General features: G+C 69.5%; 24 protein-coding genes. 21 read left to right on the forward strand and 3 right to left on the reverse strand.

Features of this window, described 5'->3' with window-relative positions:
* Positions 1-87 precede the first annotated feature (87 nt).
* The 16 genes from pgsA (at position 88) to I8N67_RS00325 (ending at position 16,483) form a co-directional block, all read left to right on the forward strand.
* Positions 88-786: a phosphatidylinositol phosphate synthase gene (pgsA, locus tag I8N67_RS00250; protein WP_200300481.1), complete on the forward strand. Its 699-nt coding sequence runs from the start codon at positions 88-90 to the stop codon at positions 784-786.
* Positions 783-1,772, forward strand: a complete 990-nt coding sequence (locus I8N67_RS00255) for a phosphatidylinositol mannoside acyltransferase (protein WP_307835111.1) — start codon at positions 783-785, stop codon at positions 1,770-1,772. Before pgsA ends, I8N67_RS00255 begins: the two co-directional genes overlap by 4 nt.
* A complete protein-coding gene (locus tag I8N67_RS00260) occupies positions 1,769-2,929 on the forward strand; it encodes a glycosyltransferase family 4 protein (protein WP_200300482.1) in 1,161 nt (386 codons plus the stop codon). The genes I8N67_RS00255 and I8N67_RS00260 overlap by 4 nt, the downstream gene beginning before the upstream one ends.
* Positions 2,930-3,069: 140 nt before the next feature.
* Positions 3,070-3,615 carry a LemA family protein gene (locus tag I8N67_RS00265; protein WP_200300483.1) on the forward strand — a complete coding sequence of 182 codons (546 nt, stop codon included), beginning with the start codon at positions 3,070-3,072 and terminating at the stop codon, positions 3,613-3,615.
* Positions 3,616-3,930: 315 nt separating this feature from the next.
* Complete coding sequence (pdxS, locus tag I8N67_RS00270; protein ID WP_200300484.1) at positions 3,931-4,848, forward strand: pyridoxal 5'-phosphate synthase lyase subunit PdxS; 918 nt, start codon at positions 3,931-3,933, stop codon at positions 4,846-4,848.
* A 6-nt stretch (positions 4,849-4,854) separates the two neighbouring features.
* Positions 4,855-5,460: a pyridoxal 5'-phosphate synthase glutaminase subunit PdxT gene (pdxT, locus tag I8N67_RS00275; RefSeq protein ID WP_200300485.1), complete on the forward strand. Its 606-nt coding sequence runs from the start codon at positions 4,855-4,857 to the stop codon at positions 5,458-5,460.
* Between the two features lie 48 nt (positions 5,461-5,508).
* Positions 5,509-6,261, forward strand: a complete 753-nt coding sequence (locus tag I8N67_RS00280; RefSeq protein WP_200300486.1) for a YebC/PmpR family DNA-binding transcriptional regulator — start codon at positions 5,509-5,511, stop codon at positions 6,259-6,261.
* Between the two features lie 140 nt (positions 6,262-6,401).
* On the forward strand, positions 6,402-6,977 hold the full coding sequence (gene ruvC, locus I8N67_RS00285) for a crossover junction endodeoxyribonuclease RuvC (protein ID WP_200300487.1): 576 nt from the start codon (positions 6,402-6,404) through the stop codon (positions 6,975-6,977).
* Positions 6,974-7,579: a Holliday junction branch migration protein RuvA gene (ruvA, locus tag I8N67_RS00290; protein ID WP_200300488.1), complete on the forward strand. Its 606-nt coding sequence runs from the start codon at positions 6,974-6,976 to the stop codon at positions 7,577-7,579. Before ruvC ends, ruvA begins: the two co-directional genes overlap by 4 nt.
* A gap of 100 nt (positions 7,580-7,679) precedes the next feature.
* Positions 7,680-8,771 (forward strand): Holliday junction branch migration DNA helicase RuvB, encoded by a 1,092-nt coding sequence (gene ruvB / locus I8N67_RS00295; RefSeq protein ID WP_200300489.1) that lies wholly within the window; start codon positions 7,680-7,682, stop codon positions 8,769-8,771.
* Positions 8,772-8,945: 174 nt separating this feature from the next.
* Positions 8,946-9,461: a preprotein translocase subunit YajC gene (gene yajC / locus I8N67_RS00300; protein WP_200300490.1), complete on the forward strand. Its 516-nt coding sequence runs from the start codon at positions 8,946-8,948 to the stop codon at positions 9,459-9,461.
* 133 nt (positions 9,462-9,594) lie between these two features.
* Positions 9,595-11,364 carry a protein translocase subunit SecD gene (gene secD / locus I8N67_RS00305; RefSeq protein ID WP_200300491.1) on the forward strand — a complete coding sequence of 590 codons (1,770 nt, stop codon included), beginning with the start codon at positions 9,595-9,597 and terminating at the stop codon, positions 11,362-11,364.
* A 1-nt stretch (position 11,365) separates the two neighbouring features.
* A complete protein-coding gene (gene secF, locus I8N67_RS00310) occupies positions 11,366-12,460 on the forward strand; it encodes a protein translocase subunit SecF (protein ID WP_200300492.1) in 1,095 nt (364 codons plus the stop codon).
* Positions 12,457-12,996, forward strand: coding sequence for an adenine phosphoribosyltransferase (locus tag I8N67_RS00315; RefSeq protein WP_200300493.1), 540 nt, complete (start codon positions 12,457-12,459; stop codon positions 12,994-12,996). The genes secF and I8N67_RS00315 overlap by 4 nt, the downstream gene beginning before the upstream one ends.
* A 258-nt stretch (positions 12,997-13,254) precedes the next feature.
* Positions 13,255-13,677: a hypothetical protein gene (locus I8N67_RS00320; RefSeq protein WP_200300494.1), complete on the forward strand. Its 423-nt coding sequence runs from the start codon at positions 13,255-13,257 to the stop codon at positions 13,675-13,677.
* 241 nt (positions 13,678-13,918) lie between these two features.
* Complete coding sequence (locus tag I8N67_RS00325) at positions 13,919-16,483, forward strand: RelA/SpoT family protein (RefSeq protein ID WP_200300495.1); 2,565 nt, start codon at positions 13,919-13,921, stop codon at positions 16,481-16,483.
* A gap of 75 nt (positions 16,484-16,558) precedes the next feature.
* Here the strand turns inward: I8N67_RS00325 and I8N67_RS00330 are convergent, their stop codons facing one another.
* The 3 genes from I8N67_RS00330 to I8N67_RS00340 form a co-directional block, all read right to left on the reverse strand.
* Entirely contained in the window at positions 16,559-17,788 is a 1,230-nt protein-coding gene (locus I8N67_RS00330; RefSeq protein ID WP_200300496.1) for a DUF349 domain-containing protein, read from the reverse strand.
* Positions 17,789-17,923: 135 nt separating this feature from the next.
* Positions 17,924-18,760 carry a peptidylprolyl isomerase gene (locus I8N67_RS00335; RefSeq protein ID WP_200300497.1) on the reverse strand — a complete coding sequence of 279 codons (837 nt, stop codon included), beginning with the start codon at positions 18,758-18,760 and terminating at the stop codon, positions 17,924-17,926.
* 159 nt (positions 18,761-18,919) lie between these two features.
* Positions 18,920-19,123: an Arc family DNA-binding protein gene (locus I8N67_RS00340; protein WP_200300498.1), complete on the reverse strand. Its 204-nt coding sequence runs from the start codon at positions 19,121-19,123 to the stop codon at positions 18,920-18,922.
* Positions 19,124-19,151: 28 nt separating this feature from the next.
* Between I8N67_RS00340 and I8N67_RS00345 the strand changes: the two genes are divergently transcribed.
* From I8N67_RS00345 to I8N67_RS00365, 5 genes are all read left to right on the forward strand, one after another.
* Positions 19,152-20,420, forward strand: a complete 1,269-nt coding sequence (locus I8N67_RS00345; protein ID WP_200300499.1) for an RNA-guided endonuclease InsQ/TnpB family protein — start codon at positions 19,152-19,154, stop codon at positions 20,418-20,420.
* A 75-nt stretch (positions 20,421-20,495) separates the two neighbouring features.
* Positions 20,496-21,206: an MBL fold metallo-hydrolase gene (locus tag I8N67_RS00350; RefSeq protein ID WP_200300500.1), complete on the forward strand. Its 711-nt coding sequence runs from the start codon at positions 20,496-20,498 to the stop codon at positions 21,204-21,206.
* A gap of 13 nt (positions 21,207-21,219) precedes the next feature.
* A complete protein-coding gene (gene hisS / locus I8N67_RS00355; protein ID WP_200300501.1) occupies positions 21,220-22,482 on the forward strand; it encodes a histidine--tRNA ligase in 1,263 nt (420 codons plus the stop codon).
* Between the two features lie 133 nt (positions 22,483-22,615).
* The gene (locus I8N67_RS00360; protein WP_200300502.1) at positions 22,616-23,257 is read left to right on the forward strand and encodes a vitamin K epoxide reductase family protein; all 642 of its coding nucleotides are present in this window, start codon (positions 22,616-22,618) and stop codon (positions 23,255-23,257) included.
* A gap of 44 nt (positions 23,258-23,301) precedes the next feature.
* The gene (locus I8N67_RS00365) at positions 23,302-24,657 is read left to right on the forward strand and encodes a replication-associated recombination protein A (RefSeq protein WP_200300503.1); all 1,356 of its coding nucleotides are present in this window, start codon (positions 23,302-23,304) and stop codon (positions 24,655-24,657) included.
* The last annotated feature ends 170 nt before the right edge of the window (positions 24,658-24,827 follow it).

Here is a 24,827-nt window from a genome sequence, read left to right on the forward strand (position 1 = left end):
CGACGGTCGCACACGCGGGCGCGTGGCTACGATGGGCCAGCCGGTGGCCAGCAGGGCCACACGGCGACACCGACCCTCGGGAAGGCCATGCTGAACAAGTACGCGCGTGCATTCTTCACGCGTGTCCTCACACCGTTCGCCGCGTTTCTGATCCGCAGGGGCGTCAGCCCCGACACGGTCACGCTCCTCGGCACCGCCGGAGTGATCGCGGGCGCGCTGGTCTTCTACCCCCGGGGCGAGTTCTTCTGGGGCACGATCGTCATCACGCTGTTCGTGTTCTCGGACCTCGTCGACGGCAACATGGCCCGCCAGATGGGCCGCTCCAGCCGCTGGGGCGCCTTCCTCGACTCCACGCTCGACCGCGTCGCCGACGGCGCGATCTTCGGCGGCTTCGCCCTCTGGTACGCGGGCGGTGGCGACAACAACGTACTGTGCGCCGTCTCGATCTTCTGTCTGACGAGCGGCCAGGTGGTGTCGTACACCAAGGCCCGCGGTGAGTCGATCGGCCTGCCGGTGGCGGTCAACGGCCTGGTGGAGCGCGCCGAGCGCCTGGTGATCTCGCTGGTCGCGGCCGGTCTCTCGGGCCTGCACGCGTTCGGCGTGCCCGGCATCGACGTCCTGCTGCCCGTCGCCCTGTGGATCGTCGCCGTGGGCAGCCTCGTCACGCTGATCCAGCGCGTCGTCACCGTCCGCCGCGAGTCCGCCGAGGCGGAGGCCGCCGCAGCTGCGGCGGCCTCCCAGGACACGACGACCGACACCGCGCAGAACAGCGAGGCGACGCCGTGAGCGCTCTGCGCGAGCGCTTGACCGACGGGCTCTACGGATTCGGCTGGAGCACCGTCAAGAAGCTCCCGGAGCCCGTCGCCGTCCGCCTCGGCCGGACGATCGCCGACGCCGCCTGGATGCGGCGCGGCACCCTCGTACGTCGCCTGGAGGCCAACTACGCACGCGTGGTGCCCGGCGCGAGCCCGCAGCGCCTCGCCGAGCTGTCCCGTGCGGGCATGCGCTCGTACCTCCGCTACTGGATGGAGTCGTTCCGGCTCCCCGCCTGGAGCGAGGAGCGCATCAGGACCGGCTGCGACATAAGGGACGCCCATCACCTCGTCGACGGCCTCGCCTCCGGCAAGGGCGTCGTTCTCGCCCTGCCGCACCTGGCGAACTGGGACCTCGCCGGAGCCTGGGTCACCACCGAGCTGAAGACCCCGTTCACCACGGTCGCCGAACGCCTCAAGCCCGAGACGCTCTACGACCGTTTCGTCGCCTATCGCGAGGGCCTCGGCATGGAGGTCCTGCCGCACAACGGCGGCTCCGCGTTCGGCACGCTCGCCCGGCGGCTGCGCGACGGCGGCCTGGTCTGCCTGGTCGCCGACCGTGACCTGTCCGCCTCCGGAGTCGAGGTCGGGTTCTTCGGCGAGAAGACCCGGATGCCCGCCGGACCTGCCCTCCTCGCCCAGCAGACCGGTGCGCTGCTGCTGCCGGTGACACTCTGGTACGACGACTCGCCCGTCATGCGGGGACGCGTGCATCCCCCTGTCGAGGTACCCGAGACAGGTACCCGAGCCGAGAAGACGTCTGTCATGACACAGGCGCTGGCAGACGCCTTCGCCACCGGCATCGCCGACCATCCGGAGGATTGGCACATGCTCCAGCGCTTGTGGCTCGCGGACCTCGATCCCGCGAAGAGTCCCGACGGCCCCGCGACTCCCGCGACAGGGTCCGAGCCGAGTCCCCAGCCGGGTTCCGAGTCGGGTTCCGGGAAGGGACGCCCGTGAGGATCGGGATCGTCTGCCCGTACTCCTGGGACGTCCCCGGGGGAGTCCAGTTCCACATCCGCGACCTGGCCGACCACCTCATCCGCCTCGGCCACGAGGTGTCGGTGCTCGCCCCCGCCGACGACGACACGCCGCTGCCGCCGTACGTCGTCTCGGCGGGCCGCGCGGTCCCGGTGCCGTACAACGGCTCGGTGGCCCGCCTGAACTTCGGCTTCCTGTCGGCGGCCCGGGTACGGCGCTGGCTCCACGACGGCACGTTCGACGTGATCCACATCCATGAGCCGGCCTCCCCGTCGCTCGGCTTGCTGGCCTGCTGGGCCGCACAGGGACCGATCGTCGCGACGTTCCACACCTCCAACCCGCGCTCCCGGGCGATGATCGCCGCGTACCCGATCCTCCAGCCCGCGCTGGAGAAGATCAGCGCGCGGATCGCGGTGAGCGAGTACGCCCGCCGCACCCTCGTAGAACACCTGGGCGGCGACGCGGTCGTCATCCCGAACGGCGTCGACGTCGACTTCTTCGCCCGCGCCAAGCCCAACCCCGACTGGCAGGGCGACACGCTCGGCTTCATCGGCCGCATCGACGAGCCCCGCAAGGGGCTGCCGGTCCTGATGAAGGCCCTGCCGAAGATCCTCGCCGAGCGCCCCCAGACCCGTCTGCTGATCGCCGGGCGCGGGGACGAGGAGGAGGCCGTCGAGACCCTGCCCGAGGAACTGCGCTCCCGCGTCGAGTTCCTCGGCATGATCAGCGACGAGGACAAGGCCCGCTTCCTGCGCAGCGTCGACGTGTACGTCGCCCCGAACACCGGTGGCGAGAGCTTCGGCATCATCCTCGTCGAGGCCCTGTCCGCCGGCGCCGCCGTCCTCGCCGCCGACCTCGACGCCTTCGCCCAGGTCCTCGACCAGGGCGGCGCGGGGGAGCTGTTCACCAACGAGGACGCGGACGCCCTCGCCAGAGCAGCCCTGCGCCTTCTCGCCGACCCCGCCCGCCGCGCCGAGCTGCGTGACCGCGGCAGCGCGCACGTCCGCCGCTTCGACTGGTCGACCGTCGGCGCGGACATCCTCGGCGTCTACGAGACGGTCACGGAAGGCGCGGCTTCGGTGGCGGCGGACGAACGGGTGGGGCTGCGGGCGCGGTTGGGGCTGGCTCGGGACTGATATCGCGGCCACCGCGGCCTGAGGTGCCTGCCGAGCCTGCCGTTCCGCGCCCGCCGTCCCGGTCCTGAAGGCGCGGCCGGCGGGGCCTCTGTTCCGGGTGGGTCGGGAGGCCGTACCGGGCACGGGTAGCCTTGCGGCCCGTGACGTCGACACTCATCTGGATCGCGGTCGTCCTCTTCGCGATCGGTCTCTACCTGAGCTGGACCGCGGGACGCCTCGACCGGCTGCACGCGCGCATCGACGCCGCCCGCGCGGCGCTCGACGCGCAGTTGCTGCGCCGCGCCTCGGTCGCCCAGGAACTGGCCACCTCCGGAGTGCTGGACCCGGCCGCCTCGATCGTCCTCTACGAGGCGGCACACGCGGCCCGGCAGGCGGAGGAGGAGCAGCGCGAGGTCGCCGAGAGCGAGCTGAGCCAGGCGCTGCGAGCGGTCTTCGCGGACCCGCAACAGGTGGAGGTCGTGCGGGAGGCGCCGGGGGGCGAGGACGCGGCGAACGAACTGGCCCAGGCCGTGCGTCGGGTGCCGATGGCTCGACGCTTCCACAACGACGCGGTGCGGGCGGCGCGGGCCCTGCGGCGCCACCGCAAGGTCCGTTGGTTCCGTCTCGCCGGCCACGCGCCCTTCCCCATGGCCTTCGAGATGGACGACGAGCCACCGGCTGCGGTCGCCGACCGAGCGGGGACGTGATCTCGGACCTCGGGTGACTTGGGTGCGTCGGCGGGTGAGGGTTCGTCCGTGGTTGCTCGCGCAGTTCCCCGAGCCCCTGATAAGCAGGGGCTGCGCCCCGTGCTTTCGCTTTTAGGGGCGCGGGGAACTGCGCGATCAGCCCCCACCGGGCCCGCGCCCGCCGACGCACCCAAGCCCCCCGAGCCCTCCTGCGCAGCGGGGCGGGTCGGCGGGAAAAACGATCCACCGCCTCCCCATTGGCCCTTGCAGTGGCCCGCCCCCCTCCCGTTGTCTCGGTGATTGCAGAAACCCTCTTCCCCGAGCGAGGTCAAACCCGTGTCGAGCACGCTCTCCAACTCCGCCGCCCCGACCCCCGAGACCGGCACCGCCCGCGTGAAGCGCGGCATGGCCGAGCAGCTCAAGGGCGGTGTGATCATGGACGTGGTCAACGCCGAGCAGGCGAAGATCGCCGAGGACGCCGGCGCCGTGGCCGTCATGGCCCTGGAGCGGGTCCCCGCCGACATCCGCAAGGACGGCGGCGTGGCCCGCATGTCCGACCCGGACATGATCGAAGGCATCATCGAGGCCGTCTCCATCCCGGTCATGGCCAAGTCCCGCATCGGCCACTTCGTCGAGGCCCAGGTCCTGCAGTCCCTCGGCGTCGACTACATCGACGAGTCCGAGGTCCTCACCCCGGCCGACGAGGTCAACCACTCCGACAAGTGGGCCTTCACCACCCCCTTCGTCTGCGGCGCCACCAACCTGGGCGAGGCCCTGCGCCGCATCGCCGAGGGCGCCGCGATGATCCGCTCCAAGGGCGAGGCCGGCACCGGCAACGTCGTCGAGGCCGTCCGCCACCTGCGCCAGATCAAGAACGAGATCGCCAAGCTGCGCGGCTTCGACAACAACGAGCTGTACGCCGCCGCCAAGGAGCTGCGCGCCCCGTACGAGATCGTCAAGGAGGTCGCCGAGCTGGGCAAGCTCCCGGTGGTCCTCTTCTCCGCGGGCGGCGTGGCCACTCCCGCCGATGCCGCGCTGATGCGCCAGCTCGGCGCCGAGGGCGTCTTCGTGGGCTCCGGCATCTTCAAGTCCGGCGACCCGGCCAAGCGCGCCGCCGCCATCGTGAAGGCCACCACCTTCTACGACGACCCGAAGATCATCGCGGACGCCTCCCGCAACCTGGGCGAGGCCATGGTCGGCATCAACTGCGACACCCTGCCCGAGGCCGAGCGCTACGCCAACCGCGGCTGGTAACCACCGATGAGCACACCCGTCATAGGCGTCCTGGCCCTCCAGGGCGACGTCCGGGAGCACCTCGTAGCCCTGGCCGCGGCCGACGCCGTGGCCAGGCCGGTCCGGCGCCCCGAGGAACTCGCCGAGATCGACGGCCTCGTCATCCCCGGCGGCGAGTCCACCACCATCTCCAAACTGGCCGTCCTGTTCGGCGTGATGGAGCCCCTACGCGCGCGCGTGCGGGACGGCATGCCCGTCTACGGCACCTGCGCCGGTCTGATCATGCTCGCCGACAAGATCCTCGACCCGCGCTCGGGCCAGGAGACCATCGGCGGCATCGACATGATCGTGCGCCGCAACGCCTTCGGACGGCAGAACGAGTCCTTCGAGGCCTCGGTGGACGTCAAGGGCGTGCCGGGCGATCCTGTGGAGGGCGTGTTCATCCGCGCCCCCTGGGTCGAGTCCGTCGGCGCCGAGACCGAGGTGCTCGCCGAGCACGAGGGTCACATCGTCGCCGTACGCCAGGGCAACGCCCTCGCCACGTCGTTCCACCCGGAGCTGACCGGCGACCACCGGCTGCACGCACTGTTCGTCGAGATGGTGCACGCGAGCCGGGCGGCGGACTCCTTGTAGGATCTCTGCCGTTCGTACAGAGATGGGTTACGCGAAGGAGACAGGCAGATGTCCGGCCACTCTAAATGGGCCACGACGAAGCACAAGAAGGCCGTGATCGACGCCAAGCGCGGCAAGCTCTTCGCGAAGCTGATCAAGAACATCGAGGTCGCCGCGCGGATGGGCGGTGTCGACATCGAGGGCAACCCGACTCTCTACGACGCCATCCAGAAGGCGAAGAAGCAGTCGGTCCCGAACAAGAACATCGACTCCGCGGTCAAGCGCGGCGGTGGCCTCGAGGCCGGTGGCGCCGAGTACGAGACGATCATGTACGAGGGTTACGGCCCGAACGGCGTCGCGGTGCTCATCGAGTGCCTCACCGACAACCGCAACCGCGCCGCCTCCGACGTCCGCGTCGCCATGACCCGCAACGGCGGTTCCATGGCCGACCCGGGTTCCGTCTCGTACCTCTTCAACCGCAAGGGTGTCGTGATCGTCCCCAAGGGCGAGCTGTCCGAGGACGACGTCCTGGAGGTCGTGCTCGACGCCGGTGCCGAGGAGGTCAACGACCTCGGCGAGTCCTTCGAGGTGCTCAGCGAGGCCACCGACATGGTCGCGGTCCGCACCTCCCTCCAGGCGGCCGGCATCGACTACGACTCCGCCGAGGCCAACTTCGTCCCGACCATGCAGATCGAGCTGGACGAGGACGGCGCCAGGAAGATCTTCAAGCTGATCGACGCCCTTGAGGACAGCGACGACGTGCAGAACGTCTTCGCCAACTTCGACGTGAGCGACGACGTCATGGAGAAGGTCGACGCGTAACGCTGCCGCGAGCCGCACGGTTCGACGGCCAGGGGCTCAACGGGCCGACGGGAGACATCCCGTCGGCCCGTCGCGTTGTCCGCCGTTGTCGGTGGCACCCGATAGCCTGCACAAACAGGCGATCGAAAGGGAGGGGCGCGGTGCGTGTACTCGGGGTGGACCCCGGAATGACGCGGTGCGGTGTCGGTGTCGTGGAGGGCGTGGCCGGACGGCCGCTCACCATGGTCGGCGTCGGTGTCGTCCGTACGCCCGCGGACGCCGAGTTGGGGCACCGTCTAGTCGCCGTGGAGCAGGGCATCGAGCAGTGGCTGGACGAGTTCCGCCCCGAATTCGTCGCCGTGGAGCGGGTGTTCAGCCAGCACAACGTACGGACGGTCATGGGCACCGCCCAGGCCAGCGCCGTCGCCATGCTCTGCGCAGCCCGCCGCGGCATCCCCGTCGCCCTGCACACCCCCAGCGAGGTCAAGGCCGCCGTCACCGGCAGTGGCCGCGCCGACAAGGCACAGGTCGGCGCCATGGTCACCCGCCTGCTCCGGCTCGACGCGCCCCCGAAGCCGGCGGACGCCGCCGACGCCCTCGCCCTCGCCATCTGCCACATCTGGCGGGCCCCCGCCCAGAACCGCCTCCAGCAGGCCGTCGCCCTGCACGCGGCCAAAGCCTCGAAGACACCCGCGACATCGACGACACCGATGACACCGAAAGGCCGTACGGCATGATCGCCTTCGTCAGCGGCAGGATCGCCGCACTCGCCCCCGACACCGCGGTGGTCGAGGTGGGCGGGGTCGGCATGGCCGTGCAGTGCACGCCGAACACCCTGTCCACGCTGCGGCTCGGCCAGCCGGCCAAGCTCGCCACCTCCCTCGTCGTACGCGAGGACTCGCTGACCCTGTACGGCTTCGTGGACGACGACGAGCGCCAGGTCTTCGAGCTGCTCCAGACCGCGAGCGGGGTCGGCCCGCGCCTGGCCCAGGCGATGCTGGCCGTGCACACCCCGGACGCGTTGCGCCGCGCGGTGTCGACCAGCGACGAGAAGGCGCTGATCGCCGTCCCCGGCATCGGCAAGAAGGGCGCCCAGAAGCTGCTGCTCGACCTGCGGGACCGCCTCGGCGAACCCATCGGCACCCCCGCGATCGGCACCGCCGTCACCTCGGGCTGGCGCGACCAACTGCACGCCGCCCTGATCGGCCTCGGCTACGCGACCCGTGAGGCCGACGAGGCCGTGTCCGCCGTGACCCCCCAGGCCGAGGCCGCCCAAGGCACGCCCCAGGTCGGCCAGTTGCTGAAGGCCGCCCTGCAGACCCTCAACAGAACCCGCTGACCCACCCCCGAAGAACTCCGTACGTACGACTCGGCTCCCGTACGACCAGCGGACTCCCTCCCGTACGATCCACCCGACCGCGACCCGCGAGGCACACCTGATGAACTGGGACGACACGACCGACGAGACCGCCCCCGAGGGGCTCGTCGGCCCCGCCGCGGAGCGGCTGGTGGGTTCTGTCGCCGACGGTGAGGACCAGGCCGTCGAGGCCGCCCTGCGTCCCAAGGACCTGGACGAGTTCATCGGCCAGGAGAAGGTCCGCGAGCAACTCGACCTGGTCCTGCGGGCGGCACGCGCGCGTGGGGCCACCGCCGACCACGTCCTGCTCTCCGGTGCCCCGGGGCTCGGCAAGACCACCCTCTCGATGATCATCGCGGCCGAGATGGGCGCCCCCATCCGCATCACCTCAGGCCCCGCCATCCAGCACGCCGGCGACCTGGCCGCGATCCTCTCCTCCCTCCAGGAGGGCGAGGTCCTCTTCCTCGACGAGATCCACCGCATGTCCCGGCCCGCCGAGGAGATGCTCTACATGGCGATGGAGGACTTCCGGGTCGACGTCATCGTCGGCAAGGGCCCCGGAGCCACCGCGATCCCCCTCGAACTGCCGCCGTTCACCCTGGTCGGCGCCACCACGCGCGCGGGACTGCTGCCGCCGCCGCTGCGCGACCGCTTCGGCTTCACCGCGCACATGGAGTTCTACGAGCCCGCCGAACTGGAGCGCGTCATCCACCGCTCGGCGCACCTCCTCGACGTCGAGATCGACACGGCCGGCGCCGCCGAGATCGCGGGCCGCTCGCGCGGCACGCCCCGTATCGCCAACCGTCTGCTGCGCCGCGTACGGGACTACGCGCAGGTCAAGGCCGACGGGATCATCACACGCGACATCGCCGCGGCGGCCCTCGCCGTCTACGAGGTCGACGCCCGCGGCCTCGATCGCCTCGACCGCGGTGTCCTCGAAGCCCTGCTCAAGCTCTTCGGCGGCGGCCCGGTCGGACTCTCCACCCTCGCCGTCGCCGTGGGGGAGGAGCGCGAGACCGTCGAGGAGGTCGCCGAGCCCTTCCTCGTCCGGGAGGGCCTGCTCGCCCGGACCCCGCGCGGGCGCGTGGCGACCCCCGCGGCCTGGGCACATCTCGGCCTCACGCCGCCCCGCGGAACCGGTGGAAACGGACAACAGGACCTGTTCGGGGCGTGACCGTCTCGTGACGGCGGGGTACTCGCCCGGCATGGAACCCCGGTGACATGCTGTGCGTTGTTCCATCAGGGTGGACTCGCTTAGACTCCGCCGATGCCGCTCCTGTCGGCAGCACACATACCCCCATCCATCAGGCCGCTCGCCATCGCGGTCGTGTGAAGGAAGTTCCGACCCGTGAGTCTCGTGACCCTCCTCCCGTTCATCGTGCTCATCGGGGCCATGATCCTGATGACCCGATCGGCCAAGAAGAAGCAGCAGCAGGCGGCCGACATGCGGAACCAGCTACAGCCCGGTTCCGGCGTCCGCACGATCGGGGGCATGTACGCGACGGTCAAGGAGGTCAACGAGGACACGCTCCTCCTCGACGCCGGGCCGGGCGTCGAGCTGCTGTTCGCCAAGAACGCCATCGGTTCCGTCCTCACCGACGACGAGTACAACCGCATCGTCCACGGCATCGAGCACGACCTGAAGTCCGACGTCGTCCCGGACGACGCCTCCTCCCTCACCGAGACCGACGAGCCCTCCGACGACGCTTCCGCCGCTTCCGACGACAAGCCCATCGACCTCGGCAAGAAGGACGTGTCCGACGACGCGGCCGACGAGGCCGCCGAGGTGAAGGCCGACACCGCCGAGGCCAAGTCCGACGAAGCAGAGCCGAAGAAGACCGACGGCGAGTCCGACGCGAAGTAGCCACGTCCCGGGAGTGCGAGCGAGAACCGCCCGCGCCCCGGGCACGTGCCTTTTTCGCACGGATTCCCGACACCAGTCATGGCCGCCCCCGCGCTGACCCCGCGCACGGCGGCCCGAGAGGGAGTACGAGAAGGTGGCAGCACCGAAGAAGGGCCGGAGCGCGAGCGCCCAGAGCAAGCCTGGGCGCGCGCTGGCCCTCATCCTGATCGCCATGGTGGCGCTCACCGGGGGAATGTTCGTCTCCGGACACACCACTCCGCGTCTCGGCATCGACCTCGCCGGTGGTACGAGCATCACGCTCGAGGCGAGGAGCGGCCAGGAATCAGCGATCAACAAGGCCAACATGGATACCGCGGTCGAGATCATGAACCGCCGTGTCAACGGTCTTGGCGTCTCCGAGGCCGAGGTCCAGACCCAGGGCGATCGCAACATCATCGTCAACATTCCCAGGGGCACGAACTCCGAGGATGCCCGGGACCAGGTCGGCACCACCGCGAAGCTGTACTTCCGTCCGGTTCTGCAGAGCCAGGTCGGCTCCGGCGCGACCGAGACCCCGAGCGCCTCGCCGAGCACGAGCCCCAGTGGCAGCGGCTCGCCCAGCCCGTCGAGCTCCGACGGCAAGGACGAGGCGACCTCGCCCGAGTCCGGTGACTCCGCAAGCCCGTCGTCCTCCGCCACATCCCAGGGCCGTGCGGTCACCGACGCGCTGAAGGCCGACCCCACACCGTCGGGCAGCAGCTCCGCGTCCGACACCGCCGCCGACACGGCCTCGCCGTCGGCGAGCCCGAGCGTCGACGCGGAGACCCAGGCGCTCCAGGCCAAGTTCACCGCCCTCGACTGCAACGACCCCAAGCAGCGCGCCGCGGCGGGCAAGGGCAAGACCACCGACATCGTCATCGCCTGTGGTCAGGACAGCGGCAGCTGGAGCAAGTTCGTGCTCGGCCCGGTCGGTGTCGACGGCACCGAGGTCGAGAAGGCCGAGGCGCTTCTGGACACCCAGAACGGCACCGGCTGGCAGGTCGTCATGGACTTCGACTCCAGCGGCGCCGACAAGTTCGCCGACATCACCGGCCAGCTGGCGACCCAGACCACCCCGCAGAACGAGTTCGCGATCGTCCTCGACGACGAGGTCGTCTCCCACCCGTACGTCCGTGCGGCGGTCACCGGTGGCAAGGCCGAGATCTCCGGCAGCTTCACCCAGGAGGAGGCCCAGAACCTCGCCAACATGCTGTCGTACGGCGCGCTCCCGCTGACCTTCAAGGAGGCGAGCGTCACCACCGTCAGCCCCGCGCTCGGCGGTGACCAGCTGCAGGCCGGTCTGATCGCCGGTGCGATCGGCCTGATCCTGGTCGTGATCTACCTGGTCGCCTACTACCGCGGCCTGGCACTGATCGCCATCGCCTCGCTGCTGGCCTCGGCGGTCCTGACCTACGTGATCATGGCGTTGCTCGGCCCGACCATCAACTTCGCGCTGAACCTCCCGGCGGTCTGCGGTGCGATCGTCGCGATCGGTATCACGGCGGACTCGTTCATCGTGTACTTCGAACGCGTCCGGGACGAGATCCGCGAAGGCCGCACGCTGCGCCCTGCCGTGGAGCGGGCCTGGCCCCGCGCCCGGCGCACCATCCTGGTCTCCGACTTCGTGTCCTTCCTCTCCGCCGCGGTGCTCTTCATCGTCACCGTCGGCAAGGTCCAGGGCTTCGCGTTCACGCTCGGTCTGACCACCGTGCTCGACGTCGTCGTGGTCTTCTTCTTCACCAAGCCGCTACTGACGCTGCTGGCCCGCACGAAGTTCTTCGGGAACGGCCACAGCTGGTCCGGCCTCGACCCCAAGCGACTCGGTGCCCGGCCGCCGCTGCGCCGTACCCGCCGTCCCGCCCCCGCCGACCCGAAGGAGGCCTGAGATGTCGAAGCTCGGTGACCTCGGAGCCCGACTCCACCGCGGCGAGGTCGGTTACGACTTCGTCGGCAACCGCAAGATCTGGTACGGTGTCTCGATCCTGATCACCATCACGGCCATCGTCGGCCTGGCGGTGCGCGGCCTGACCATGGGTATCGAGTTCCAGGGTGGCGCCGTCTTCACCACTCCGAAGACGAGCGTCTCGGTAGCTCAGGCAGAGTCGTACGCGGAGGAGGCGGCCGGCCACGACGCGATCGTCCAGAAGCTCGGCAACGGCAGCCTGCGTATCCAGGTCGCGGGCATCGACACCGCCCAGGCCGACAAGGTCTCGGCGGCGCTGGCCGAGGACCTGGACATGCGGCAGCAGGACGTCGCCGGTGAACTGGTCGGCCCCAGCTGGGGTGACCAGATCGCCAGCAAGGCCTGGCAGGGCCTCGTCATCTTCCTGGTCCTCGTGGTGATCTACCTCGCGATCGCGTTCGAGTGGCGTATGGCCATCGCCGCGTTCGTCGCCCTGATCCACGACATCACCATCACGATCGGCATCTACGCCCTCGTCGGCTTCGAAGTGACGCCCGGTACGGTGATCGGTCTGCTCACGATCCTCGGTTACTCGCTCTACGACACGGTCGTCGTCTTCGACAGCCTCAAGGAGCAGACGAAGGACATCACCAAGCAGACCCGCTGGACGTACAGCGAGATCGCCAACCGCTCGATCAACAGCACCCTGGTGCGGTCGATCAACACCACGGTGGTCGCGCTGCTGCCGGTCGCCGGCCTGCTGTTCATCGGTGGCGGCGTCCTCGGCGCGGGCATGCTCAACGACATCTCGCTGTCGCTGTTCGTCGGCCTCGCGGCCGGTGCGTACTCGTCGATCTTCATCGCCACGCCGCTCGTCGCCGATCTCAAGGAGCGCGAGCCGCAGCTGAAGGCCCTCAAGAAGCGCATCCTCGCCAAGCGGGCCCAGGCCGAGCACGACGCGGACGGGGCGGCCGACGGTCCGTACGACGACGAGCCCGCGGACGCCACCCCCGCGGTGGTCGGCCCGCGTGCCCAGTCCGGGAGCCGCAGCCGCGGCCGTGGCGGGAAGCGGCGATGACCGACATCAAGGAGTTGCTGCTCAGCCGTATCCGCGACGTCGCGGACTACCCCGCGCCGGGCGTGATGTTCAAGGACATCACCCCGCTGCTGGCCGACCCGGCGGCGTTCACCGCGCTGACGGACGCGCTGGCGGAGCTGACCGTGCGGCACGGCGCCACGAAGATCGTCGGCCTGGAGGCCCGCGGCTTCATCCTGGGCGCCCCTGCCGCCGTCCGGGCGGGCGTCGGCTTCATCCCCGTACGCAAGGCGGGCAAGCTCCCCGGAGCCACGCTCAGCCAGGCGTACGACCTGGAGTACGGCTCCGCCGAGATCGAGGTGCACGCCGAGGACCTGGCCGCGGGCGACCGCGTCATGGTCATCGACGACGTCCTCGCGACCGGCGGCACGGCCGAGGCGTCGCTGCAGCTCATCCGGCGGGCGGGAGCCGAGGTGGCGGGCGTGGTCGTCCTCATGGAGCTGGGTTTCCTGGCAGGCCGGGAACGGCTGGAGTCCGTGCTGGACGGCGCTCCGCTGGAATCGCTGATCGTGGTCTGAACGGGCTCCGACGGCACATGAACGGTGCTTCCGCGGTGCGCTGATCTCGGTGCGTCGCGGAAGCACCGTTCTTTCCGTCTCCTCCGTGATCTTCTGCGGCGACTCCGGAACCTGATTGACATGCGCGAGTCAGCCCGATTGGATCACTGGTCCGGGCGCAGGGGGAATGAGCAAACTGGCGTATGTCGCCTCCATGAGGCGTGCCATTCATCATCCCCCGATGGGCTTGTGGCAAGTGAATTCAAGGGGGATTTTCATATGCGTATGCGAGCTTTGCCGGTTGTCACGGCGATGGCCGCCGCCACCTTCCTCGGTGCCGCGGCGAGCCCCGCGCAGGCGGGCACGGGCCTGCTCCTCGCGGTGCAGATCAACGACTTCCAGGACTGGGGCAACTTCAACCAGGACCCGGTGGATCACCCGGGCAGCGGCCAGGACGTGCCCGGGGACGCCATCAGGGCCTGTGACTTCACGTTGGACGGGTGGGGGGTGACGGTCTGGCTGGACGTCAACCGCAACGGAACCTGGGACCGCACCGCCACGACCAGCGGCCACCTCGCGGACTACTGCAGTCCGTGGAAGACGGGCAACCTCACGGAGCAGACCAGGGTGACCCTCAAGGCCTGCAACACGAAGGCCGGATACACGCCGCGGAACTGCAAGGAGGGCGACACCGTCGCCTGACCGGCGCGGTTCCTGAAGGGTGACACGGTCCTCGGCACATGCTGTGTCGGGTGTCTCCGGTATCCGTGACGACTGTGACACCTCGTGGAGGCGAGCCCGGAGGAATCCGGTGCTCGCCTCTCGTGTTTTCACCGGTAGACGGCCCTCACAGTGGCCTGAAGGCGATCCCGGGGCGCAGGATCGCTACCATGGGGTCTCCGGAGCCTGACCGGGGGACCCGGATCGCGCACGAGGAGTCCTCTTGGCAGACGAGGCCCAGCACCTGACCGCCGCCAAGCCCGAGTCCCCCTCGGGCCCCGCGGCCAAGCCCGCGCAGAACGCCGCGAAGGCGAACCCCGCGAACCCCGCGACGTCCGCGCAGGGCTCCGTCGAGCACGCCCAGTCCGCGCCCGCCGGCAAGACCGCCGGTCCGTCGCGCCCCAAGCCCGCCTCGCCCGAGCGCCCCGCGCCCACGCCCGCGCCCGCCCCGGCGCCCCCGGCCCGCCCCGCCACGGGCCAGCCCGCGCGCTCCGGCTCCTCCAACCGCGTACGCGCCCGCCTCGCCCGCCTCGGCGTGCAGCGCTCCAACCCGTACAACCCGGTCCTGGAGCCGCTGCTGCGGATCGTGCGCAGCAACGACCCGAAGATAGAGACGGCGACGCTCCGCCAGATCGAGAAGGCCTACCAGGTCGCCGAGCGCTGGCACCGCGGCCAGAAGCGCAAGAGCGGCGACCCGTACATCACGCACCCGCTCGCCGTCACCACCATCCTCGCCGAGCTGGGCATGGATCCGGCCACGCTGATGGCGGGCCTGCTGCACGACACGGTCGAGGACACCGAGTACGGCCTCGACCAGCTCCGCCGCGACTTCGGCGACTCCGTCGGCCTCCTCGTCGACGGTGTCACCAAGCTCGACAAGGTCAAGTTCGGCGAGGCCGCGCAGGCCGAGACCGTACGCAAGATGGTCGTCGCCATGGCCAAGGACCCCCGCGTCCTGGTCATCAAGCTCGCCGACCGGCTGCACAACATGCGCACGATGCGCTACCTCAAGCGCGAGAAGCAGGAGAAGAAGGCGCGCGAGACCCTCGAGATCTACGCGCCGCTCGCCCACCGCCTGGGCATGAACACCATCAAGTGGGAGCTGGAGGACCTCGCCTTCGCGATCCTCTACCCCAAGATGTACGACGAGATCGTCCGGCTGGTGGCCGAGCGGGCACCGAAGCGTGACGAGTACCTGGCCATAGTGACCGACGAGGTCCAGCAGGACCTGCGCGCGGCCCGCATCAAGGCGACCGTCACCGGCCGACCCAAGCATTACTACAGCGTCTACCAGAAGATGATCGTCCGCGGCCGTGACTTCGCGGAGATCTACGACCTGGTGGGCATCCGCGTCCTGGTGGACACCGTCCGCGACTGCTACGCGGCCCTGGGCACGGTCCACGCCCGCTGGAACCCGGTTCCGGGGCGGTTCAAGGACTACATCGCGATGCCCAAGTTCAACATGTACCAGTCGCTGCACACGACGGTCATCGGGCCCAACGGCAAGCCGGTCGAACTCCAGATCCGTACGTTCGACATGCACCGCCGCGCCGAGTACGGCATCGCCGCGCACTGGAAGTACAAGCAGGAGGCCGTCGCCGGCGCCTCCAAGGTCCGCTCGGACCAGCCCCGGACCACCGGCAAGGACGACCACCTCAACGACATGGCCTGGCTGCGGCAGCTGCTGGACTGGCAGAAGGAGACGGAGGACCCCGGCGAGTTCCTGGAGTCCCTGCGCTTCGACCTGTCCCGCAACGAGGTCTTCGTCTTCACACCCAAGGGCGACGTGATAGCGCTGCCGGCCAGCGCGACCCCCGTCGACTTCGCGTACGCGGTCCACACCGAGGTCGGCCACCGCACCATAGGCGCCCGGGTCAACGGCCGCCTGGTCCCCCTCGAATCCACCCTCGACAACGGCGACCTGGTCGAGGTCTTCACCTCCAAGGCGGCCGGCGCGGGCCCCTCCCGCGACTGGCTCGGCTTCGTCAAGTCACCGAGGGCCCGCAACAAGATCCGCGCCTGGTTCTCCAAGGAGCGCCGCGACGAGGCCATCGAGCAGGGCAAGGACGCCATCGTCCGTGCGATGCGCAAGCAGAACCTGCCGATCCAGCGCATCCTCACCGGCGACTCGCTCGTCACCCTCGCGCACGAGATGCGCTACCCGGACATCTCCGCGCTGTACGCCGCCATAGGCGAGGGCCATGTCTCCGCACAGAGCGTGGTGCAGAAACTCGTCCAGGCCCTCGGCGGCGAGGAGGCGGCCACCGAGGAGATCGACGAGACGGTACCGCCCGCCCACGGCCGTAGCCGCAAGAGGCGCGGCAGCAACGACCCCGGTGTCGTGGTCAAGGGCGTCGACGACGTCTGGGTCAAGCTCGCCCGCTGCTGTACGCCCGTCCCCGGCGACCCCATCATCGGCTTCGTCACCCGCGGCAGTGGCGTATCGGTTCACCGCAACGACTGCGTCAACATCGAGTCGCTGTCCCGGGAGCCCGAGCGCATCCTCGAAGTCGAGTGGGCGCCCACCCAGTCGTCGGTCTTCCTCGTCGCCATACAGGTCGAGGCCCTGGACCGCTCACGGCTGCTGTCGGACGTCACACGCGTCCTGTCCGACCAGCACGTCAACATCCTCTCCGCCGCCGTACAGACTTCCCGCGACCGCGTCGCCACCTCCCGATTCACCTTCGAGATGGGCGACCCGAAACACCTCGGCCACGTCCTGAAGGCCGTACGGGGCGTGGAGGGCGTGTACGACGTGTACCGGGTGACGTCGGCGCGCAGGCCGTAGGCACCGGCACCGGCATACAAGAGAGGGGCTCCCGTACGCACCGTACGGGAGCCCCTCTCTTGTATGCCGGAAGCGTCAGCCGCCGAACTCCTGCAGACCCTTCAGGGCCTGGTCCAGCAGCGCCTGACGGCCGTCGAGCTCCCGCTGGAGCTTGTCGGCCTTGGCGTTGTTGCCCTGGGCGCGGGCGGCCTCGATCTGGCTCCCGAGCTTGTCCACGGCAGCCTGGAGCTGGCCCGTGAGGCCGGCCGCGCGGGCGCGGGCCTCCGGGTTGGTCCGGCGCCACTCGCCCTCCTCGGCCTCCTGGATGGCCCGCTCCACCGCGTGCATCCGGCCCTCGACCTTCGGGCGGGAGTCACGCGGCACATGGCCGATGGCCTCCCAGCGCTCGTTGACGGAGCGGAACGCGGCGCGGGCGGCCTTGAGGTCCGTCACCGGCAGGATCTTCTCCGCCTCCTCGGCCAGCTCCTCCTTGAGCTTGAGGTTCTCCGACTGCTCCGCGTCGCGCTCCGCGAACACAGAACTGCGGCCGGCGAAGAAGACGTCCTGGGCGCCGCGGAAGCGGTTCCACAGGTCGTCCTCGTGCTCGCGCTGGGCGCGGCCCGCCGCCTTCCAGTCGGCCATCAGCTCGCGGTAGCGCGCGGCCGTGGGACCCCAGTCCGTCGAGCTCGACAGCGCCTCGGCCTCCGCGACCAGCTTCTCCTTGGTCTTGCGGGCGTCCTCGCGCTGCGAGTCGAGCTGCGCGAAGTGGGCCTTGCGACGCTTGGAGAACGCCGAGCGGGCATGCGAGAAGCGGTGCCAGAGCTCGTCGTCGGACTTGCGGTCGAGCCGCGGCAGACCCTTCCAGGTGTCCACCAGGGCCCGCAGCCGCTCACCGGCGGCCCGCCACTGGTCGGACTGGGCCAGCTCCTCCGCCTCGGTGACCAGGGCCTCCTTGGCGTGCCGTGCCTCGTCCGACTGCTTCGCCCGCTGCTGCTTGCGCTCCTCGCGGCGCGACGCGACGGTCTCGACGAGCTTGTCCAGCCGTACCTTCAGCGCGCTCAGGTCACCGACCGCGTGATGCGCGTCCACCTGCTCGCGAATGTGGTCGATCGCGGCCTGGGCGTCCTTCGCCGACAGGTCGGTGGTCTTCACACGCTTTTCGAGGAGGCCGATCTCGACAACCAGGCCTTCGTACTTGCGCTCGAAGTAGGCCAGCGCCTCCTCAGGGGAGCCGGCCTGCCAGGAACCGACGACCTGCTCGCCGTCGGCCGTACGCACGTACACGGTCCCCGTCTCGTCGACGCGGCCCCACGGGTCGCTGCTCACAGCGCCTCCTCCACATGATGCCTGCGGGGGGCGTCAGCTCCCCCGGGCATCGTCCACAGTTTCGTCACGGCCAACATAGGCGACCGGCGGGTTGCCTGTCCGCATCCCGCGCGACCGAAATTTCACTGCCAGTGGTCAGGACTTCTTGACAGTCGCCTTGTTGATCACAACGGTCGCATTGGGCGTCCCATCACCCGCGCCCGTGTTCTCACCGGCTTCGGCGATCTTCGTCAGAACCTTCATGCCGGCCTCGGAGATCGTGCCGAACGGCGTGTAGTTGGCCGGCAGCGGGCTGTCCTGGAAGACGAGGAAGAACTGGCTGCCGCCGCTGTTCTTGCCCTCGCCCGTCTGCCCGTTGTACTGGTTCGCCATCGCGACCGTGCCCGCCGGGTACACATCGCCCTTCAGACGCGTGTCCTTGAGGTTCTCGTCCGGGATCGTGTAGCCCGGACCGCCCATGCCGGTGCCCTGCGGGTCACCGCACTGGAGCACGTAGATGCCCTGTGTGGTGAGCCGGTGGCACTTGGTGTGGTCCAAGTAGCCCTTGTTCACGAGGAAATTGAACGAGTTCACGGTGCGCGGGGTCTTCGCCGCGTCCATCGTTATGCCGATGTCACCGCAGGTCGTCTGCAGATCCATCGTGTACTTCGCGGTCTTGTCGACCGTGACCGCGGGTTCCTTCTTGTAGGTGAGCTCCTTCACCTTGCCCGCGGCCGCCTTCTCGCACGGATCAGGCGCCTTGCTGGGCGAGGCGCTCGGCGAGACCTCCGCGCTGGCGGTGTCCTTCTTGTCGTCGCCCTTGAGGACGTCCGTCGTGTACAGCGCCACACTGCCCACCAGGATCACGCCGAGCACCGAAGCGATCACGGCGTTGCGGACATGTGCCTTGCGCCGCGCGGACGTGCGCCGCTGCTGCTGCCGCAAGAACTTCTCCCGGGCGAGCTGACGCCGCCGCTGTTCCTGGCTGACCACCGGGTTCTCTCCTCAAGCGTCTCGTACGCCCACGGGTGCGTCGCACGTCTCGTGAGTCGACTGTTTGCGTGTGACCCGTACCGTATATGGGTTCGCTGAGGAAACGGCAGCGCCGGTAGGCTCTGATCCACCTTTCTTCTGGGCGGGGTGCCCGGTCCTTCAGGGCCGGGGTGAATTCCCGTTCCCGCGTAGCGGGGCAGGGGTAGCCGGATCGCCGGCAGGGCTATCCGGGGTCTCGTCCGGGGCGACAGCTCGTCGCACGATGGCGACCAGCCATGAGTTCAGGGAGCGGTCATCGGTAGCGGCGGCGGCCCTGGCCTGTTCGTGCAGATCGTCGGGGAGTCTCAGGTTCACGTGTTTCATGGGGTCATTCTGGGACTATGATGGTCCCATGTCGAGGTTCCGGATGTACCCCATGCGTGAGCAGGAGCAGCAGATGCTGCTGCACTGCGCGCACGCGCGGTATGTGTGGAACCTGGCCGTCGAGCAGCACTCGCACTGGAAGCCGGGCAGGAAGTCCGCGCCCGGTTTCGCCGAGCAGTGCGGGCAGCTCACCGAGGCGCGGCGTGAGAACGAGTGGCTGGGCGCCGGGAACGCCGATGTCCAGCAGCAGGCGCTCAAGGACTTCACGAAGGCCAAGACCGCACGGTTCGCATCCGGGTTCGGTGAGCCGACCTGGCGCAAGAAGTACGTGCACGAGGGCTTCCGCGTCATCGGGACCGACCGCGTACCGGAGTACGGACACGATGGCACGCCGAAGCTGAACGCGAAGACCGGCAAGCAGGTCATGGGCCGCTCGGTGGTGGTGCACAGGCTCAATCGGCGCTGGGCGCGGGTCAAGGTGCCCGGCTGCGGCTGGGTCCGCTTCCGCCTCACCCGCGGTGAGCTGCCCGACGCGAAGACCTTCCGGGTCACACTGAGGAACGGCCGGTGGCACATCGCCTTCGCCGTCATCCCCGCCCCGGTCGGCGCGCCTGGAACCGGTGAGGTCATCGGCATCGACCGGGGTGTGACGATCACCGCTGCCCTGTCCGACGGCCGCACGCTGAACTGCCCCCAGCTCACCGTCAGGGAGCGGGCGCAGATCCGCAAGCACCAGCGCCGGGCGGCGCGGGCGACGAAGGGCAGCCCCCAGAAGACCGCCGAGTACGCGAAGGTGGCCAGGCTCAAGGCGCGTGAGGCGGACCGGCGCAAGGACTGGTGCGAGAAGACCTCGACGATGCTCGCCCGTACCTGCGATCTGGTGCGGTTCGAAAAGCTGGACATCAAGAACATGACCCGCTCCGCGAAAGGAACGATCGAGGAGCCGGGCAAGCGGGTGGCGCAGAAGTCCGGACTGAACCGGGTGATCCTCGCCCAGGGCTGGGGCCTGCTGCGCCGGTGCACCGGACACAAGGCCCCCGGCCGGGTCGAGGACGTCCCCGCCCCGTACACCTCCCTGCGGTGCAGTGCCTGTGGATGGATCGACAAGAGGTCACGCAAGAGCCAAGCTGACTTCGAGTGCGTATCCTGCGGCTTCAGCTGCAACGCGGACACCAACGCAGCAACCAACGTCGCGGCAGGACAGGGCGGGATTCCCCGCCCCAGGCGCTCAGCCTGTGCCGGAGGGACGACAATGGCCACTGGCCGTTCGAGCGTCCGTGAACCTCAACCCACCTGAGTTGGAATCCCCCTCCATCCAAGAGGGGGAGGATGTCAAAGCAACCCACCCTCGTACGACACAAGAAGGACGATCGTGCTCATTGCCGGGTTCCCCGCCGGGGCCTGGGGGACCAACTGTTACCTGGTCGCCCCCGCCGCGGGTGAGGAGTGCGTGATCATCGACCCGGGCCACCAGGCCACCCAGGGAGTCGAGGAGACGCTGAAGAAGCATCGGCTCAAGCCCGTCGCCGTCGTCCTCACCCACGGCCACCTCGACCACGTGGCCTCGGTCGTCCCGGTGTGCGGCGCGCACGACGTACCGGCGTGGATCCACCCCGACGACCGGTTCATGATGAGCGACCCGGAGAAGGCGCTCGGCCGTTCCATCGGCATGCCGCTCATGGGCGAACTGACCATCGGGGAGCCCGACGACGTCAAGGAGCTGACCGACGGCGCCGCGCTGGCGCTGGCCGGCCTGGAGCTGTCCGTCGCGCACGCGCCCGGCCATACCAAGGGGTCGGTGACCTTCCGGATGCCCGAGAACACGGAGATCCCCTCCGTGTTCTTCTCCGGGGACCTGCTGTTCGCCGGCTCCATCGGACGCACCGACCTGCCCGGCGGTGACATGGCCGAGATGCTCGACTCGCTGGCCCGCGTGTGCCTGCCGCTCGACGACTCGACCGTGGTGCTGTCCGGCCACGGCCACCAGACGACCATCGGCCAGGAGCGCGCCACCAACCCGTATCTGCGGCAGGTGGCCGCCGGCGGCCAGGGAGCCCCCGGGGCTCCCCGACGAGGAATGTGACGAGAGACCTTCCGTGAGCACCTTTCAGGCCCCCAAGGGCACGTACGACCTGATCCCGCCCCGTTCTGCGACGTTCCTCGCGGTCCGTGAGGCGATTGCGGTCCCGCTGCGCAACTCCGGGTACGGCTACGTCGAGACGCCTGGCTTCGAGAACGTCGAGCTGTTCGCGCGCGGTGTCGGTGAATCGACCGACATCGTGACCAAGGAGATGTACGCCTTCGAGACGAAGGGCGGCGACAGGCTGGCCCTGCGCCCCGAAGGCACCGCGTCCGTGCTGCGTGCCGCGCTGGAGGCGAACCTGCACCGGCAGGGCAACCTTCCGGTCAAGCTCTGGTATTCGGGCTCGTACTACCGCTACGAGCAGCCGCAGGCGGGCCGCTACCGCCACTTCTCCCAGGTGGGCGCCGAGGCCATCGGTGCCGAGGACCCGGCCCTGGACGCCGAGTTGATCATCCTGGCGGACCAGGCGTACCGCTCGCTGGGCCTCAGGAACTTCCGCATCCTGCTGAACAGCCTGGGTGACAAGGAGTGCCGTCCCGTCTACCGGGCTGCCCTGCAGGAGTTCCTGCGCGGCCTGGAGCTGGACGAGGACACGCTCCGCCGCGCGGAGATCAACCCGCTCCGAGTCCTCGACGACAAGCGCGAGTCGGTCCAGAAGCAGCTCGGGAACGCCCCACTCCTGCGCGACTACCTGTGCGACGCCTGTAAGGCGTACCACGAGGAGGTGCGCGAGCTGATCACGGCTGCGGGCGTCTCCTTCGAGGACGACCCGAAGCTGGTGCGCGGCCTGGACTACTACACGCGTACGACCTTCGAGTTCGTCCACGACGGTCTCGGCTCCCAGTCCGCGGTGGGCGGCGGCGGCCGCTACGACGGCCTCTCCGAGATGATCGGCGGCCCCGCGCTGCCGTCGGTCGGCTGGGCCCTCGGAGTCGACCGCACCGTCCTGGCCCTGGAGGCGGAGGGCATCGAGCTCGAACTCCCCGCCGCCACCAGCGTGTTCGCCGTCCCGCTCGGCGAGGAGGCCCGCCGCCTCCTCTTCGCCAAGGTCACCGAGCTGCGCAAGGTGGGCATCGCGGCTGACTTCTCGTACGGCGGGAAGGGACTGAAGGGCTCGATGAAGAACGCCAACCGGAGCGGGGCGCGGTACACGATCGTCGCCGGGGAACGCGATCTCGCCGAGGGCGTCGTCCAGCTCAAGGACATGCAGTCCGGCGAGCAGGTCGCCATCGGCGTGAACGAGATCGTGGCCGAGCTGGAGGCCCGGCTGGGCTGAGTCAAGCCGTTGTCGCCCCTACCGCCCCTTACGGGCGGTAGGGGCGACTTTTATGTCCAGCGAACGGTGCACGCGCGAGTGTGTACGGCACAATGACCGTGCCCCAGAGGCCCCTTCGAACCATGGAAACGACGTGATGAGCAAGACGACAGTCAAGGACGTCTCCTCCACGGAGCGGGAACACACCGAGACCCCCCGCACGATGGGCGGCAGCCGCGCCTTCGCGATCCTGCTGCTGATCACCGGCGCGGCCGGCCTGCTCGCCTCCTGGGTCATCACGCTTGACAAGTTCAAGCTGCTGGAGGACCCGAACTTCACCCCGGGGTGCAGCCTCAACCCGGTGGTCTCCTGCGGCAACATCATGAAGAGCGACCAGGCGTCGGCATTCGGCTTCCCGAACCCCATGCTCGGCCTCGTCGCGTACGGCATCGTCATCTGCGTCGGCATGAGCCTGCTCGCCCGGGCGACGTTCCCCCGCTGGTACTGGCTGACCTTCAACGCGGGCACCCTGTTCGGCGTCGGCTTCGTGACCTGGCTGCAGTACCAGTCGCTGTACAACATCAACTCGCTCTGCCTCTGGTGCAGCCTGGCCTGGGTCGCCACCATCCTGATGTTCTGGTACGTGACGTCGTTCAACATCCGGGGCGGCTTCCTGCCCGCGCCCGGCTGGCTGAAGGGCTTCTTCGGCGAGTTCACCTGGGTCCTGCCCGTGATGCACATCGGCATCATCGGCATGCTGATCCTGACCCGCTGGTGGGACTTCTGGACCAGCTGACAGCCCCGAGTGGATTGTCAGTGGGGTGACATAGGGTTTTGCGTGTGGAGCCCGATCTGTTCACCGCCGCCGCGGAAGCACGCCAGGAGAAGGACCCGGCCGCCAGCCCCCTGGCCGTACGGATGCGCCCGCGCACCCTTGACGAGGTCGTGGGCCAGCAGCACCTGCTGAAGCCGGGCTCACCCCTGCGCAGACTGGTCGGCGAGTCCGACGGCGGTCCGGCCGGCCCCTCCTCGGTGATCCTCTGGGGCCCGCCCGGCACCGGCAAGACGACCCTCGCGTACGTCGTCTCCAAGGCCACCGACAAGCGTTTCGTGGAGCTCTCCGCGATCACCGCGGGCGTCAAGGAGGTCCGCGCGGTCATCGACGGGGCCCGCCGCGCCACCGGCGGCTTCGGCAAGGAGACCGTCCTCTTCCTGGACGAGATCCACCGCTTCAGCAAGGCCCAGCAGGACTCCCTGCTCCCGGCCGTCGAGAACCGCTGGGTCACCCTCATCGCGGCGACGACGGAGAACCCGTACTTCTCGGTGATCTCCCCCCTGCTGTCCCGCTCCCTGCTCCTCACCCTCGAACCGCTCACCGACGACGACCTGCGCGGCCTGCTGCGCCGGGCCCTCACCGACGAGCGCGGCCTCAAGGGCGCCGTCACCCTCCCGGAGAACACCGAGGCCCACCTCCTGCGGATCGCCGGCGGCGACGCGCGGCGTGGGCTGACCGCCCTGGAGGCTGCGGCAGGCGCCGCCCTCGACAAGGGGGAGCAGGAGATCGGGCTCCAGACCCTTGAGGAGACCGTCGACCGCGCCGCCGTGAAGTACGACCGCGACGGCGACCAGCACTACGACGTGGCCAGCGCCCTCATCAAGTCCATCCGGGGCTCCGATGTCGATGCCGCGCTGCACTACCTGGCCCGGATGATCGAGGCCGGTGAGGACCCGCGGTTCATCGCCCGGCGTCTCATGATCTCCGCCAGCGAGGACATCGGCCTCGCCGATCCCAACGCGCTGCCGACAGCCGTCGCGGCCGCCCAGGCCGTCGCCATGATCGGCTTCCCGGAGGCCGCCCTCACCCTCAGCCACGCCACCATCGCCCTCGCCCTGGCCCCGAAGTCGAATTCCGCGACGATGGCCATCGGCGCCGCCATGGAGGACGTACGGAAAGGGCTGGCCGGGTCGGTGCCGCCGCACCTGCGGGACGGGCACTACAAGGGCGCGGCCAAGCTCGGGCACGCCCAGGGGTATGTGTACCCGCACGACCTGCCCGAAGGGATCGCCGCCCAGCAGTACGCACCGGACGCGATCAAGGAGCGGGAGTACTACGCACCGACCAGGCACGGAGCCGAGGCCCGCTATGCCGACGCCGTGGAGTGGACCAGAAAGCACCTGGGGCGCAAGCAGTCCTGAACCCCCTGTAGAATCCTCCCCAGTGCTGCGTCCCGTGTCCGGCTCCGGTCGGCGCCTCAGGCGGGACGACCAGCCGGATCCTCGGATCCAGGAGCGTCGCGCACCGTTGTAGGTGTCGCGGGCAGCCCGCCACCACTCGGATTTCCGGGACCGGTCGGTGGGCAGTTCGT

The organism is Streptomyces adelaidensis (genome assembly GCF_016598475.1).
Classification (GTDB): Bacteria; Actinomycetota; Actinomycetes; order Streptomycetales; family Streptomycetaceae; genus Streptomyces; species Streptomyces adelaidensis.

Coding starts and splice junctions, on each gene's coding strand:
- pgsA (WP_200300481.1), top strand. CDS start 88: ATGCTGAACAAGTACGCGCGTGCATTCTTCACGCGTGTCCTCACACCG.
- pdxT (WP_200300485.1), top strand. CDS start 4,855: ATGAGCACACCCGTCATAGGCGTCCTGGCCCTCCAGGGCGACGTCCGG.
- I8N67_RS00280 (WP_200300486.1), top strand. CDS start 5,509: ATGTCCGGCCACTCTAAATGGGCCACGACGAAGCACAAGAAGGCCGTG.
- ruvA (WP_200300488.1), top strand. CDS start 6,974: ATGATCGCCTTCGTCAGCGGCAGGATCGCCGCACTCGCCCCCGACACC.
- ruvB (WP_200300489.1), top strand. CDS start 7,680: ATGAACTGGGACGACACGACCGACGAGACCGCCCCCGAGGGGCTCGTC.
- secF (WP_200300492.1), top strand. CDS start 11,366: ATGTCGAAGCTCGGTGACCTCGGAGCCCGACTCCACCGCGGCGAGGTC.
- I8N67_RS00315 (WP_200300493.1), top strand. CDS start 12,457: ATGACCGACATCAAGGAGTTGCTGCTCAGCCGTATCCGCGACGTCGCG.
- I8N67_RS00320 (WP_200300494.1), top strand. CDS start 13,255: ATGCGTATGCGAGCTTTGCCGGTTGTCACGGCGATGGCCGCCGCCACC.
- I8N67_RS00340 (WP_200300498.1), bottom strand. CDS start 19,123: ATGAAACACGTGAACCTGAGACTCCCCGACGATCTGCACGAACAGGCC.
- I8N67_RS00345 (WP_200300499.1), top strand. CDS start 19,152: ATGTCGAGGTTCCGGATGTACCCCATGCGTGAGCAGGAGCAGCAGATG.